Genomic DNA, 13330 nt, shown 5'->3' with positions numbered 1-13330 from the left:
TTGCCTCGGCGCTCGCGCGAAGGCCCCCTAGCTTTGAGCGTAGCGAACTGAACGGGTTGCTCGCGACGATCTACCGGCGTCAGACTTAACGGACGTCGAGCAACGATCGTGCTTCCCCGAGAGTCGCGAATCGAACCACCATGCACCGTGCAAGGCTGCAGCGACACACCAAGACGCAAGTGTTATAGCTATGCGTCAAGACCGTCCTACGTCCAGTCAGAAACGTGCGACGGTCTTGACTCGTTGCGGTTAAACGGCGAGCGCGCGCTCCTCGCCTGCGCACAAGGTGACCGCCACAACCCGCTCCCCGTACCGCACCACGACCTCGACGTCGTGACGCGCACGCAGGACCGCACTGCTCAGAACCCCATCAGCCCACACCAGATCGACACCGACACCGTTCCGCGCCCGCAACCCACGCACGGAACCGGCCGGCCACTCCGACGGGAGCGCCGGCAGCAGCTCGACGGTCGTGCCGTCGGACTGCATCAGCATCTCTGCGATGCCGGCCGTCCCACCGGCGTTGCCGTCGAACGAGTAGATGTTCTGCGCAGCACCGGCGACACCACCGGCGGAGAAGCTCATGAGGTTCGCCTCGCTCGCATCCGCGATCAACTGCCGGACATGCTGCACCGCCCGATCACCGTCGAGCAACCGTGCGAAGTACGCGATCAGATTCGCCTCGACCCACTCGGTCTGCTCCCAACCGGGCGCAGCCTCACGACGCTCGATCGTCACCACAGCCGCCGCCGCCAGCTCCGGCTGCTCACGCACCGTGATCTGCCGCTCCGGGAACAACGCCATCAGATGCGAGGTGTGCCGATGACTCGGCACGGCCTCCTCCACATCACGCAACCACTCCTGCAACTGCCCGTGCGACCCGATCTGGAACGGCGACAACCGCTCCCGCGCAGCCTGGACCTCCGCCACGAACTCCGCATCGACATCGAGCACCCCCGCCGCCTCGACGACCATCCGGAACACCGCCTCGATGAACACCCGATCCGCAGTGGTCCCCATCGACACCGCGACCTGCTGCCCGCCATCGCCCACGTACCAGTTCTCCGGTGAATCCGACGGGCCAGACACGAGCCACCCGGTCGCTGGATCCTCCGACAGATAGTCGAGGAAGAACCGCGCCGACTCCCGCAACACCGGATACGCCCGCTCACGCAGGAAATCGACATCGCGATCGTGATCCCAACGCTCCCAGTGCTGCAACGCGATCCACGCGCCACCGGTCACATTCAAGCCCCAACCCATGCCCCACCCGGGCGCCGAGTACCCCCACGCGTTCGACACCGTGTGCGCCACCCAACCACGCGCCCCGTACATCTCCGCAGCCGTCGACCGCCCCGTGACAGCCAGCCGCTCCACCCAGCGCAGCAACGGCTCCTGGCACTCACCGATCGCCGTCACCTCCGCCGCCCAATAGTTCTGCTGCGTGTTCATGTCCAGGTGGAAATCGTTCGTCCACGGCGCACTGCTCGCGAGCCCGTCATTCCACTGCCCCTGCAACGCGAGCGGCAACGGCGAATCATGACGCGACCCCGCGATGGTGAGGTACCGACCGAACTGGAAGTACAACGCCACGAGCTGCGGATCCTCGGCCCCCGCCGCGAACCGATCGCGTCGCACATCCGTCGGCAGCTCGACCAGCGCAGGGTCACCGGCACCGAGATCGATCGCGACCCGATCGAACAACTCGCGATAGTCCGCGACATGCGACGCCCGCAACGCCTCGAAGGGCTGCTCCCCCGCGCCCGCAACGAGCTCTGCCGCCTGCTTCGCAGCATCGGCGCCGTCCCAACTCGTCCCGACGGCGATGATGACCGTCACCGACCGCGCACCGCCGACCGACAGCGCACCAGCGGCAGCATCGGCCGAAACGACCGAGCCGTCGCCATCGGCGATCACCCGCACCCGGATGACGAGGTCCACCCCGTCGACACCGTTACTGTGCAGCGTCTCGACCGCACGACCGGACAGGACGAGATCACCGTCCTCGATGGTCGTCACCAGCGGATAGACCGCCTCGCCGACCGAGACAGCGAGGTTCAGCGGGCCCGCAGCGCCGGTGGACGCCTCAGCGCCACGAGCAGCGGCGCCCACACCGGCACCACCCGCACCCGCCTCGATGCGGTGCACGATCACGTGATCCGGTCGCGAGGCAAACGTTTCGGTTCGGAACGGAACTGTTCCTCGAACGTATTCGGACCGCGCAACCGCCTCCGCGATGTCGAGCGACCGACGGTAGCCCGTCGCGACCTCCGCATCACCGAAGTCGATCAGCACCTCCGGCAACGGCAGGTTCGTCCCGAACGCCGTCGGCCGACCGAGCAGATGCTCCTCCGTGAGCCGATGCGCCTCCTCGGTGCGCCCCTCGAAGAGCAGCGACCTGATGGGTGCGAGGAACTCCTTCGCCGTCGGACTCACATCGGTGTCCGACGCCGATCCGGACCACGCGGTCGCCTCCGACAGACGGATGCGGTCGACGGTCGTTCCGCCGAACACCATGCCGCTCAACCGGCCGTTGCCGATCGGCAGCGCCTCGAACCATCTGGTCGCAGGCGTCCGGTACCAGAGTTCGTGCACGGGGAGCTCCGACGAGCGGGAGGTCGACGCGGAGGGTGCTTCGGTTGCCATGGTGATCAGTTCTCTCGTGTTCAGGTCGAGCGGGCTGGAAGAAGGACTGGAGGAAAGGCCGGGGAAACGGCTGGAGGAGAGCTGGAAGAGCCGGAGGATTGGCGGACAAGCGGGAGGACCAACGGATCAACGCAGAACAGCCGCGGCCGGGCAACCGCCCGACCACGGCCGATCCAACGCGCTATCCCGCGATGATCTGCTTCGTCTGCTCCTGCAGCTTCGGCCAGGTCTCATCGCCGGTCTGTCCGAGGAAGTACGCCTCGAACTGCGGACGGATCTCCGCCTCCATCTTCGCGCCGTTGCTGTACGCGGGGGCGGGGAATAGCGAACCGCTCGACTGGTACTGACCGAACACGGACAGGTCCACACCGGCCTTCGACGAGCTGTCGATGAGCGCCGTCATCGACTTCGCGATCGACGGGAAGAACGACCCGTTCGACGTCGCAGCCGCCGTCTGGCACGCCTCGGAACCCATGTACGAGACCCACTTCCAGGTCTGCTCCTGGTGCTTCGTGCCCGCCCAGATGTTGTTGCCGTTCATGTTGGTGATGACGGAACGCTTGCCGTCCTCGGACGACACCACCGGCGCGATGCCGACCTTCACACCCGGCAGCTTCGTCAGGGACGTCGCCTCCCACGATCCACCCGGGACGATGGCGACCTTGCCGGAACCGATCTGGTCGGACCCACCCGTCGTGAACTGTCCGAGCTTCGGCGCGAAGCCGTCATCGCTCAACGAACGGATGAAGTCCATCGTGCTGATGAACGTCTTGTCCGCGTAGTTGAACTGCGTCGGCCAGTTGGGCTTGTCCGTCAGCTTGAACCCGGCGCTACCGGCGAACGGACCCCACGTCGTCTGACCGAGGTTGTCGTTCGACGCGAGCGCACCGATGCCATACACGGCGACGTGGTCCTTGTCGTACCCGGCCTCGTCACCGCGGACACCGTTGACGTCCACCGACAGGTGCTTCACGACCGACAGGAACGTGCCGCCGTCCTTCGGGTTCCACGTCAGGTTCTCGAGCTGGTCGTCCGTCAGACCCGCCTGCTGCACCAGGTCCTTGTTGAAGTAGAGCGCAGCGGCGGCCCAGTCCAGCGGCAGACCGTACTGCTTGCCGTCGGTGTACTTCCAGAGGTCGACGCCGTCAGCGAAGACGCCCGTGTCGTAGTTGGACTTCTTGATGAGGTCGTCCATCGCGAGGATCTGGCCCTGGCTGGCGTAGGACTCGAAGAACGTGACGCTGTTCTGGAACGCATCGGGCGCCGTCTTGGCGACGAAGCCCGTGGTGAGCTTGGTGAAGTAGTCGCTCACGTTGAACTGGCTGACTTCGACCTTGATGTCAGGGTTCGCCTTCTCGAACGCCGGGATGCATTCGCTGTAGGCGGCGGCCTGGTTCGGGTCCCAGGTCCACCAGTTCACGGTCGCCTTGCCGCCGGCGTCTGCGGCTCCTGCGCCGGCAGAGCATCCGCTGAGGGCGGCTACCACGGCGATGCCGACGACTGCGGCGGCGATCTTTCCGGTTCTCATGTTGTGCCTCTCTTGTCGGGTTCGCACCCGGTGTTCAGTCATGTCCGAGGATTGAGCGCTCCCCTGGGCGCGCCCGAAGCTGCAGGCTTCGGAGATCTGTATTGATGTGGGGTGGAGCGGGTGGGGTGAGCGGTGTCGGGTGGAACTGACGGCGGCACAGGGCGTCGGCGCCGCCGCCAGGGTCTACTTGATGCCGCTGAAGCCGATCGAGTTGACGATCTTCTTGCCGAAGATCACGAACAGCAGCAGCATCGGCACGGCGGCGACGAGGGTCGCGGCCATAAGCCCGGCGAAGTCGGGCTGGCTCTGCGGCGACGCCTGCTGGAACACACCCAGCGCGAGCGTCAACGGGCGGACCGACGGGTCGTTGCCGACGAGCAACGGCCAGAAGTAGTCGTTCCAGGTGCCGATGAAGGTGAGGATCGACAGCGTCACCACGGGACCCGAGGTCATCGGGAGCGTGATCCGGAACATGATCGTGAGCGGTCCGGCCCCATCGATCAGCGCCGCCTCCTCCACCTCACTGCTCAACCCGAGCATGAACTGCCGCAGGAAGAAGATGTTGAACGCGGAGAACAACGCACCGGGGAGGATGAGCGCAGCGAAGGTGTTGATGAGGCCGAGGTCGTTCACGAGGATGAAGTTCGGCAGGAGCGTCAGGATGCCGGGCACCATGAGCGCGGTGAGGAGGATCGAGAACACGAGGTTCCGGCCCTTCCACCGCAGCCGGGCGAACGCATACGCGGCCAGCACCGAGCTGAGCACCACGATCGCCGTCAACGACCCCGCGTAGATCACCGAGTTCCGCAGATACAGCGGGATGTCGAGCGACGCTCCGGAACCGCCGGCCGCGAGCGCCTCGGCCCGCGAGGCGAACCCGAGGACCCGGGCGAACGCATCGAACGAGAATCCGACGGGCAGGAGCGATGACGGATCGGTGCTCAGCGCGTAGTTGTTGGAGAACGCCGTGCGGACGATCCAGTAGAAGGGGAACACCGTCACCAGGAGGAAGCCGACGATGTAGGTCCACGCGGCGGCGCGGCCGATCGAGAACTTCTTCTTCCGGGCGATGCGCGTCCCGGGCGGACGCTTGGTCGGTTCGGCGACCTGGTCGGTCGGCGACAGCAGCGGTGCAGGCGCAGCAGTGGTCATGGTGATCAGTCCGTATCTGATTCGTTGGCGCGCAGCAGGCGCATCTGGGCGAAGGTGATGGCGATCAGCATCACGAACAGGGCGAGGGACATCGTCGCGGCGTACCCGAAGTCGAACTGGTTGAACGCTTTGTCGTAGATGTACAGTTGCAGGACGTTCGAGGCGCTGGCCGGCCCGCCCTTGGTGGTGACCTGGACGATGTCGAAGACTTGGAACGAGCCGATCACGGTCAGGACGATGACCATCGCGAGGATCGGTCGCAGCAGCGGCAGCGTGAGCCGACGGAACATCTGGAACTCGTTCGCACCATCGATCTGGCCGGCTTCGTACACCTCGTTGGGGATCGTGGACAGACCCGCGACGATGAGGATCGCGTTGTACCCCATCGACTTCCACGCGCTGATGAGCGCGATGGAGGGGATCGCCCATTCCTGCGAACCCAGGAACATGATGGGACTGCCGGTGAGCTTCGTGATCAGGATGTTGATGATGCCGAGCTGCGGGTCGAGCATCCACTGCCAGACGAGCGCCGCGACGACACCGGAGATGAGGAACGGCAGGATCACGAGGCCGCGGATGACGGTGGATCCGGTGAGCCGGTGCAGGATCACGGCGGTGACGAGGGAGATCGTGATGCCGAAGGCGACCGCGAGGATCACGAAGTAGACGGTGATGCCGAGCGACTGCCAGAACATCTTGTCGCCGAGGAGCGTCTGGAAGTTCTGCAATCCCGTCCAGACGGGCGGCGACAGGACCTTGAAGTCGGTGAAGCTCAGGTAGAGCCCGCGCAGTGTCGGGTACACGGCGAAGATGATGAAGCCGATGGACGCCGGTGCGATGAGGAAGATGGCGAGTCGCCAGTCCTTGCGGTGCGATGGGTTGCGTTGCCTCGCTTGGAGGTTCGCGCGCTCTGCGGCGTGCTTATTGGGGTTCGCGAGCGTTGTCACGGAGTCTCCTTTGACCATTTGGCCTCGTTGCCGTCAGCGTGGAGCCGACTGGTGTGACGATAGATCGGATTACATTTCTTTGTCAAGTAATGGATTTCAGAGAATCGCGAAATCACCGCCGCCGTTATCAAAACTATGCTTAACTTAGGAAAGTATTTGCTGTCGGCGTTGCCTGCAAAGTCCCGGGCTACGCTGTTGAACGCAGGGAAGCAGGGGGACGGGATGACCGGATTGTCACAGACGACGACCGACGAACTGTCGGTGAACCGACCGGGGAGCACCGCAGCGGAAGAGCACATGGAGGAGGCCCCGGCCTTCTCACGCGTGTTCGCCGAAGTGCTCAAACACGGCCCCATCGCGCGCATCGACGTCTCGAACCGCACCGGGCTGTCCCAGGCCGGTGTGACCAAAGCCGTCAACCGGCTCATCCAGCACGGCCTCATCACGACCCACGACACCATGCCGTCCGCATCGCCCGGCCGCCCCGTGCAACCCATCAGCGTCAACGAGGAAGCACTCCTCGCCATCGGCGTCACCGTGCGCGTCAACGAGATCTTCGGCGTCGTCACGACCCTCCGCGCCAACGTCCTCCACTCCGTGCACCGCCAGCTGGCGTCCATCGCCGTCGCCGACGTCATGGAATCCATCGCCGACGTCGTCCAGGAACTGACCGACCAGCTCGGCGCCGACGCGGAACGCATCATCGGCGCCGGCATCGCGTTCTCCGGAGACGTCGACCGGGAGCACGGCGTCGTGCGCGCCTCGGCCAGGCTCAACTGGACGCACGTCCACGTCCGCGAACTCCTCCGGGACCGCTTCGACTTCCCCGTCATCGTCGAGAACGACGTGCGCGCGCTCACGATCGCCGAAGAGTGGTTCGGCATCGGCGTGGACACGAGCTCGTTCGCGATCGTCACGATCGGCGCCGGGATCGGCTGCGGCGTCTACGTGAACGGCGACGTCGTCGGCGGCGCCCACGGCGTCGCTGGCGAACTCGGACACCTGCCACTCGCCGGTGTCGACGCCGTGTGCCCGTGCGGCCGCCGCGGCTGCGTCGAAGCCGTCGCCTCCTCCAGCGCCATCCTGCAGTCCATCCGCGCCGCCAAGCTCGACCCGCTGCTCACGATGCGGGAAGCCGTGGAACTCGCCCGCTCCGGCGACGCGGACGCCGGCTTCGCCTTCGAACGCGCCGGATCGATGATCGGACTCGCGATGGCGACGCTCGCCAACCTGGTCGGACCGAGCGTCATCCTCCTCGCCGGCGAGTCCGTCACCAACTACGACCTGTTCGAGCGGCGCGTCCGGGAGTCCTTCGACGAGCACGCGTTCGGGTCGGCGGCGGAGTGCACCATCGTGACCCGGGCGCACACCTTCGAGGACTGGGCGCGCGGATCCGCGTCGTCGGTCATCCGCTCGATGGTCGACCGGACCCTGACGGAGGGGTGAGCCGCATGTCACTCGAACTCGTCTGGCTGCGCACCTGGGTCGAAGTCGTCGACGCCGGCGGCTTCTCCAAAGCGGCGGAGACCATCCACCTCTCCCAACCGAGGGTCTCCGCCCACATCGCGAACCTCGAACGCGCGCTCGGCTGCACCCTCATCGAACGCCGGGTCAGGCCCCTCGCCCTGACCGAGGACGGCAGAGAATTGCTGCCGAAGGCCCGAGCGGTCCTCGCGGCAGCGGACGAACTGGCCGACCACAAGCACCGCAAGGAACGGCTCACCGGGACGGTCCGCGTCGCCAGCTTCGCGAGCGCGAGCGCATCGTTCCTGCCGTCGGTCATCACCGCGCTCCGGGCGGACAACCCAGAGCTGGAGATCGGTGTGCTCGACGGCGACATCCAGTCGATCGAGTCCGCGCTGAGCGACCGGCGTGTGAGCGTCGCCCTCCGTCCCGTCCGACCGGCGCCGCTCGACCGCAACTTCACCTACCGTTCGCTTTGGCGGGAGCCGTTCGTCGTCCTGTTGCCGACCGGCCACCCACTGACCGAGGAAGATTCGGTCTCCGTCAAGCAGTTGTCGGCGGCCCGGGTCATCACGATCGGCAACCCGCTGCTCGACTCCTACCTCGGGCACGAGGCGGAGGCGGCGCTGCACGCGAGCTACACCGAGCTGCCCATCGGCACGGTGTCGCAGCAGCCGACGACGCTTGCGGCGATGGTCCGCGAGGGACTCGGCATCGGTGTCGTGAACCTCCTCGCCGTCGACATGGTGCGCCAGGACGGCCTTGAGAAGCGGCCGATCAGGGACCTCAACCGCTACCGCGAGGTCGCCGTGTGGTGGCACACCGAGCGACCGCTCAGCCGGGCGTCGCAGGCGTTCATCGAGCAGGTGCGGGCGAGCCCGATCCCGCCGGGGACGACACCGGTTCCGCCGCAGGGCTGAGGGGTGCGGCGGGGCTTGTCCTCGCGCGGTTCGGTCCTGCATCCGCGGTGTGGATGCATCCATCCGAAGCTCGGATAGTGCGCATCCGCAACTCGGCGTTGAGGTCGACGGCCCCGCATGCGGCAATGGAGAGGCAACACGGTTCCTTGAACCGTTCGCCCTCGACAGAGCACGGAGCCCAGATGAGCGTCGACACCGACCCCCTCCCCCAGGCCGTCACGCCCAGCTCGAGCGGCTTCGGATCCGCCCCGGTCTTCGACGCTCGCTGCGGCACGATCGTGTGGGTCGGTGTGGACGGTCAGACGGTGAACGAGGTCGATGCGGCGAGCGCATCGCCCACCGACCGCCCAGCACGCGCGGGCCTGCGTCAGTGGGAGATCCCGCTGTCGGCATCGGCGATCGGCGTGTTCCCGCGACGCAGGGCCGATGGCTACGCCCTCGTGACCCGAGGCGGTTTCGGGTATGTCTCGCAGGGCGAGGTGTTCCTGACCGAGGTGCTGCCGGTGAGCGAGGGACGGCTCGCGGTGGCGCAGGTCGACCCGCGTGGGAGGTTGTGGGCGGTGAGTGAGGGCGGGGTCGGTGGTGCTGATGGTACTGGTTCTGGTTCTGGTTCTGCCGGCGGCCCAGGTTCAGGCCGTCTCCGCCGCTGGGACGGCACGGAGGGCAGCATCGGCGCATCGCGAGGGTTCGTCCGGCCGACGGGTCTCGGCTGGAGCCCCGACGGTTCGACGATGTACCTCCTCGATGCCGGCACCAGGTCCTTGTACGCCGCACGGTTCCTGATGGACGAGGGTGTCGTGGGCGAGTTCGCGCTTGCTGCGGCGCTCGACCTCCCCGGTGATCCGGCAGGGCTCGCCGTCGATGCCGACGGATTCCTGTGGTTCGGCGTCCGTTCGGCGGGTCAGGTGCGCCGCATCGATCCGAGCGGTTCCCTCATCGGCACCGTCGACATCGATGCGTCGTCGCCGTCCGGTCTGGCGTTCGACGCCACCGGCGGCCTGTACGTCACGGCCGATGTCGCGGTCACCGCGGCGGCCGTGCACCGCATCGAGGCGTCGGTCCCCGGCGTCCGCGTCGCGCCGTTCGCCGCCTGAGTGGCGGCTGGCTTCGGCTTCTGCGTCACCCGCGCCTGTGCTGCCTGTCCCTTAGCGAGACTGAATACCGTGCAGGCGGAGAGCGGCCCCGAACGCCGGATCATCCGCTTCGATATCCGAGCCACTGTCGGCCGTCACACCGGTTTCCTGAAGACCTGCATCCGACTGTCTCATCCAGTACGCCCAGCATGTCCCTTCACCATCGCCGAAGCGGCCAAGTTTGGATGAGAACCGAACGCCGAGCGGTTGCGATCCATCGTCGAGCGTGACGGTCTCGCGCAGCCATTCGGCGATGCGGGTCGTGACCCCACGACGCTCCGACTTCACATCCGCGAGCGTGAGGCCGCCACAGACGCCCCACCTCGTTTCAAGTTCTTCCCTCAGTACGCCACTGATCACACGTAGCGTCTCACTGTGGTCGATGTCGACCCAGGGCCCTCGCCCGAATCGCACCTCGTACCGGCGACGACCGCCGCGCCACACCGCTGGCAGCCACCCTGGAGCCATGCTCTCGTTCGCATGCCATTCATCCCAGATGTCAGCCCACAGGTCTTCGATGCTCAGCCCGAAGTGGGCAGCAGTCTTCGACAGCTCCCTGCGCTCGTTCGCGATGTCCTGTCTCGCCCAAGCGAGCGCCTCCGCGTATGCGGTCGACGAATCCGCTGCGGCGTAGATCGTCCTACCTGGGGTGTCAAATCTGGACCACGCGTCTCGGGCATCCTCGTCCGGACGCATCAGCGGTCGCAGCGGCCCGTACGACTCCCGTGCCACCCGATGGGCGACGACGGGTCCGTCGAACAACACGAGACCTGTTGCCGCGCAGGTGCGCTGCGTCATCCGGCGAAGCTGTCGTCGACCATGAACTCCACGGCTGCAGCCGTCTCTTTGAACCGGTCCTCGCGAATCGCATCGATCGGGGTTTCCTCGCCGAGCAACGGGTTGGCGCTGATGAACCACATCCGCGCTACGTGCTCGCTCTCTGCCTGAGCGATCTGCTCCCACTGGCGGTAGGCGAACTGCAATCGACGCACCGTCTCCGGTTTGGGCACCGGACCGTCTACCTTGGCCCAACGGTTGCTGATCGACCTGTCCTTGCTCCCTGCCAAGGCAGCGACGAGTGTCGCGCCGAGCGCTGCGTTCAATCGCCGGGTGATCTCCCGGACGTCGAGACGAGCCGTACGCGCGTGTGCCGCTCCGGCAATATCGATTCCGCTCATGTTGATCTCCTCACCTTCACTCCAGAGTACGCTCGTGATCCCACTTTCGACAGAAAAGTATCAAGGAATCCGCACAGAACACGCACAAAAATTGACTCCTTGCTTCAAGAAACACGCGAGGCGCGCCCTCCAGACGTGGCCATGGCGATCCGGGAGCGTTTCCCGGGCGGCCCCGAGTGGCGGGCTGGGCCGCCGCCCGGGTCGCCGTCCCGTCGCCGTCCGCCAGAATTGAACCGGCGGAATCGCCATCGAGCATCGGCCGGCTGCGCGCATCCACTCCCCGGATGAGCGGTATCCGCGCTTCGGCATTGTCCGAGGCGTTCGGAACTGGCTGAATCGATGCAGGGCCCGAGTGCGCGGGTCCCCATCAACGACGAAGGACAAGCATGCCGCAGACCGCGAACCCCATCGGCAAACACGGACTGGAACTCCCCCGGCTGGGCCTCGGGACGGCGTCGCTCGGGAACTTCCTCGGCACCGTCACCGACGAGCAGGCCGTCGAGACGATCGAGCTCGCGCGCACCTCCGGCATCCGCTACTTCGACACGGCTCCGCTCTACGGGCACGGCCTCGCCGAACGTCGGCTCGCGCAGGGGCTCGCGGGCGCGCCCCGCGACGAGGTCGTGATCTCGACGAAGGTCGGCCGTCTGCTGCGCGCCGGCGCACCGCGCGACGAGAGCCAATACTTCGACGGGCAGCCGTTCTACACCGACGTCCCAGAGCAGGGACCGGTCTGGGACTTCAGTTACGAGGGCGTCCGCACCTCACTCGCGGAGAGCCTCGAACGACTCGGAACCGACCGCGTCGACATCCTCAACCTCCACGACCCCGACAACCACTTCGCCGAGGCCAGCACCACCGCCTACGCGGCCCTCCACGACCTGCGTGAGGAAGGCGTCGTGCGCGGCATCGGCGCCGGCATGAACTCCACCGGCGTCCTCACCGACCTCGTCCGCGAGTGCGACCTCGACGTCGTCCTCCTCGCCGGCCGATACACCCTCCTCGACCAGAGCTCGATGGCCGACCTCCTGCCGGCCTGCACCGACCGGAGCACGATGGTGATCGTCGGCGGCGTGTTCAACAGCGGCATCCTCATCGACCCGAAGCCAGACGCCCGCTTCGACTACGTCCCTGCGGATGAGGCCCGCATCGAGCGCGCCCAGCGGATCCAGGAGGTGTGCCGCTCCTTCGACGTGCCGCTCGCCGCCGCCGCCATCCAGTTCCCGCTCGCCCACCCAGCGGTCGCGAGCCTGCTCATCGGTGCGCGCTCGGCCACAGAGCTCCAGGACGACTTCGACCTGCTCGACGTCCCCATCCCCGGTGCGCTCTGGCGCCGCCTGCAGACCGAGGGACTCCTCGCCGAGGACGTGCTGGTGCCCGCCGGCCGCTAGAACGACGCCGGCCGAGAACCGCCCAAGAAATCGCCCGAGAAACGGCCCGAGAAGTCGCCCGAGAAACCAGGAGCCCAGGATGACCCCGACCCCGCGCATCGACGCCCATCACCATTTCTGGAACCCGGCGTCATTCCACTACCCGTGGATGGAAGGCGCGGCCCTCGACCCCGTCCGGCGGCCGTTCGAGCCGGGCGATCTGCAGCCGGAGCTGATACGGAACCACATCGATGGAACCGTCCTCGTGCAGACGGTGTCCGATGTCGCGGAGACCGCGGCGTTCCTCCGCACGGCACGCGACGTCCCGTTTGTGAAGGGCGTCGTCGGGTGGGTCGATCTGACCTCACCCGCCGTCGGCGATCAGCTCGACGCGCTGACCGACGAGTACGGCCGGCTGCTCGTCGGCATCCGCCACCAGGTGCACGACGAAGCCGATGCCGCGTGGCTGCTCCGGGCGGACGTCCGGCGAGGGCTCCAAGCCATCTCCGACCGCGGACTCCGGTACGACCTCCTCATCCGGGCGCGCGAACTACCGGCGGCCACGGAGACGGTCGGGGCGTTCCCCGAGCTGGGATTCGTGCTCGATCACATCGCCAAGCCGCCCATCGCATCGGGGTGGGATGCGGAGTGGGCGGACAGGATCGGCGCCCTGGCAGCGTTGCCGAACGTCACTGTGAAGCTGTCCGGCATGGTCACGGAAGCGGATTGGACGTCGTGGAGCAGTGAGACGCTGCATCCGTATGTCGAACGAGTGTTGGAACTGTTCGGGCCGTCGCGGGCGATGTTCGGGTCGGACTGGCCGGTGTGCCTGCTCGCCGCCGACGGCTACGGGTCCGTGCTCGACGCGCTGACCGACAACCTGCGGCTGCTGAGCCCGACCGAGCGCGAGGCCGTGCTCGGCGGCACGGCTGCGTCGTTCTACCGCTTGGACGCGTAGAGCCGCACGGGCCCGCCGCACGGCAGAAGGAGAA

At 66.8% G+C, this 13330-nt stretch carries 11 protein-coding genes; 5 read left to right on the top strand and 6 right to left on the bottom strand.

The window, feature by feature from the left end; all coding sequences use genetic code 11:
* Nucleotides 1–249: 249 nt before the first annotated feature.
* The 4 genes from ACL9RL_RS00260 to ACL9RL_RS00245 form a co-directional block, all read right to left on the bottom strand.
* Nucleotides 250–2646, bottom strand: a complete 2397-nt coding sequence (locus ACL9RL_RS00260) for a glycoside hydrolase family 95 protein (protein ID WP_422778200.1) — start codon at nucleotides 2644–2646, stop codon at nucleotides 250–252.
* Between the two features lie 181 nt (nucleotides 2647–2827).
* Complete coding sequence (locus tag ACL9RL_RS00255) at nucleotides 2828–4174, bottom strand: ABC transporter substrate-binding protein (protein WP_422778199.1); 1347 nt, start codon at nucleotides 4172–4174, stop codon at nucleotides 2828–2830.
* A gap of 183 nt (nucleotides 4175–4357) precedes the next feature.
* On the bottom strand, nucleotides 4358–5326 hold the full coding sequence (locus ACL9RL_RS00250) for a carbohydrate ABC transporter permease (RefSeq protein WP_422778198.1): 969 nt from the start codon (nucleotides 5324–5326) through the stop codon (nucleotides 4358–4360).
* 5 nt (nucleotides 5327–5331) lie between these two features.
* Nucleotides 5332–6273 (bottom strand): carbohydrate ABC transporter permease, encoded by a 942-nt coding sequence (locus ACL9RL_RS00245; protein WP_422778197.1) that lies wholly within the window; start codon nucleotides 6271–6273, stop codon nucleotides 5332–5334.
* A 222-nt stretch (nucleotides 6274–6495) separates the two neighbouring features.
* Between ACL9RL_RS00245 and ACL9RL_RS00240 the strand changes: the two genes are divergently transcribed.
* The 3 genes from ACL9RL_RS00240 (at nucleotide 6496) to ACL9RL_RS00230 (ending at nucleotide 9751) form a co-directional block, all read left to right on the top strand.
* Nucleotides 6496–7719 carry an ROK family protein gene (locus ACL9RL_RS00240; protein WP_422778196.1) on the top strand — a complete coding sequence of 408 codons (1224 nt, stop codon included), beginning with the start codon at nucleotides 6496–6498 and terminating at the stop codon, nucleotides 7717–7719.
* A 5-nt stretch (nucleotides 7720–7724) separates the two neighbouring features.
* Complete coding sequence (locus ACL9RL_RS00235) at nucleotides 7725–8657, top strand: LysR family transcriptional regulator (protein ID WP_422778195.1); 933 nt, start codon at nucleotides 7725–7727, stop codon at nucleotides 8655–8657.
* A 182-nt stretch (nucleotides 8658–8839) separates the two neighbouring features.
* Entirely contained in the window at nucleotides 8840–9751 is a 912-nt protein-coding gene (locus tag ACL9RL_RS00230) for an SMP-30/gluconolactonase/LRE family protein (RefSeq protein WP_422778194.1), read from the top strand.
* 51 nt (nucleotides 9752–9802) lie between these two features.
* On the opposite strand, the gene ACL9RL_RS00225 is transcribed toward ACL9RL_RS00230, so the two are convergent.
* Entirely contained in the window at nucleotides 9803–10588 is a 786-nt protein-coding gene (locus ACL9RL_RS00225; protein ID WP_422778193.1) for a hypothetical protein, read from the bottom strand.
* Nucleotides 10585–10968: a hypothetical protein gene (locus tag ACL9RL_RS00220; protein WP_422778192.1), complete on the bottom strand. Its 384-nt coding sequence runs from the start codon at nucleotides 10966–10968 to the stop codon at nucleotides 10585–10587. The genes ACL9RL_RS00225 and ACL9RL_RS00220 overlap by 4 nt, the downstream gene beginning before the upstream one ends.
* Before the next feature lie 386 nt (nucleotides 10969–11354).
* On the opposite strand from ACL9RL_RS00220, the gene ACL9RL_RS00215 reads away from it, so the two are divergent.
* Nucleotides 11355–12359 carry an aldo/keto reductase gene (locus tag ACL9RL_RS00215; RefSeq protein ID WP_422778191.1) on the top strand — a complete coding sequence of 335 codons (1005 nt, stop codon included), beginning with the start codon at nucleotides 11355–11357 and terminating at the stop codon, nucleotides 12357–12359.
* Nucleotides 12360–12438: 79 nt separating this feature from the next.
* Nucleotides 12439–13296: an amidohydrolase family protein gene (locus tag ACL9RL_RS00210; protein ID WP_422778190.1), complete on the top strand. Its 858-nt coding sequence runs from the start codon at nucleotides 12439–12441 to the stop codon at nucleotides 13294–13296.
* Nucleotides 13297–13330: the final 34 nt, after the last annotated feature.

The organism is Plantibacter sp. Mn2098 (genome assembly GCF_049319745.1).
In the GTDB taxonomy this organism is placed as follows: domain Bacteria; phylum Actinomycetota; class Actinomycetes; order Actinomycetales; family Microbacteriaceae; genus Plantibacter.
The sequence above is the reverse complement of the archived record's forward strand: the minus strand, read 5'-3'. Positions and strand labels throughout refer to the sequence as shown.